This window comes from Sulfitobacter sp. (genome assembly GCF_041552635.1).
Classification (GTDB): domain Bacteria; phylum Pseudomonadota; class Alphaproteobacteria; order Rhodobacterales; family Rhodobacteraceae; genus Sulfitobacter.
Genome location: NZ_JBFEKM010000383.1, coordinates 1 through 1,227 on the forward strand (window position 1 = coordinate 1; position 1,227 = coordinate 1,227).

General features: G+C 55.8%; 2 protein-coding genes. Both read left to right on the forward strand.

Annotated features, from left to right (window positions below; translation table 11 throughout):
• On the forward strand, positions 1–471 hold a 471-nt coding region (locus ABYT07_RS21265; protein ID WP_372993978.1), incomplete at its 5' end, for an ABC transporter substrate-binding protein.
• Positions 472–560: 89 nt separating this feature from the next.
• On the forward strand, positions 561–1,227 hold a 667-nt coding region (locus ABYT07_RS21270), incomplete at its 3' end, for a branched-chain amino acid ABC transporter permease (protein WP_372993979.1).

Below are 1,227 nucleotides of genomic sequence, written 5' to 3' on the forward strand. Positions count from 1 at the left end.
CTGATGGCTCGTGGTGCAGGCAAGAACATTGCCGGTATCGTTGGGTCGCAGAACTGGGATTGGAAGCTCGAAGACCAGTTGGGCGCACGCTACACAGGTACAAACGCCTTTGTTCAGTCGTTCGGTACCAAGTACGGCTTCCCACCAAGCCAGGCCGCTCAGACCTGCTATGCTCAGACACTGCTTTATGCTGATGCGGTTGCTCGCGCCGGTTCGTTCAACCCATGCGCCGTTGTCGAAGCCCTTGAAGGCTTTGAATTCGACGGTTTGGGCAACGGTCCAACGCTGTACCGTGCTGGCGATCACCAGTGCTTTAAGGACGTTGTCGTTGTGAAGGGTAAAGAGAACCCAGAAAACGAATACGATCTGGTGGAAATCGTTGAAGCGACTCCAGCCGAGCAGGTTACCTATGATGTCGATCACCCGATGTTTGCGGGTGGCGACTTGGGCAGCTGTAACCCAGGCGCTTAATCACAAGTCTAAGGCGGAGGATACCCTCCGCCTTATCTTGCAGGCGGTCTGATCCGCCTTTCACTCATTAAAAATTCGAGGGCACCGCGATGGACGCCATTCTTTTGCAACTTCTTAACGGGTTGGACAAAGGCTCGGCCTATGCGCTCATCGCGCTTGGTCTGACCCTGATCTTCGGCACACTGGGTGTGGTCAACTTTGCCCACGGCGCGATCTTTATGATCGGTGCCTTTTGTGCTGTCACACTTAGCAAAATCTTTAGCCTGAGCCATCTGGCCTCGGAGCCGTCGGGCACTGATTTCTTGGGAAAACCCAAGTATGATGACATCCTGTATATCAAGGAATGGTTCGGAGAGAGCGCCGGTGCCTGGATGCTGGACTGGTCCGTTCCGCTGTCGATCCTATTTGCCATCCCCGTGATGATCGCCATCGGCTTCATCATGGAGCGCGGCCTGATCAAGCACTTCTACAAGCGCCCCCACGCCGACCAGATCCTTGTGACCTTTGGTCTGGCCATCGTGCTTCAGGAAGTGATCAAGTATTTCTACGGCGCAAACCCGATCCCCACAGCCGCCCCCGAGGCGTTCCGCGGGTCCTTCGATTTCGGCGTGCTCTTGGGCTTTGATCCCAACGCGATCATCTACCCCTACTGGCGCCTGATCTATTTCGCCTTCTCGGCCCTGATCATCGGCGGCGTCTTTGCCTTCTTGCAATTCACCACCTTCGGGATGGTTGTGCGCGCCGGTATGGCAGACC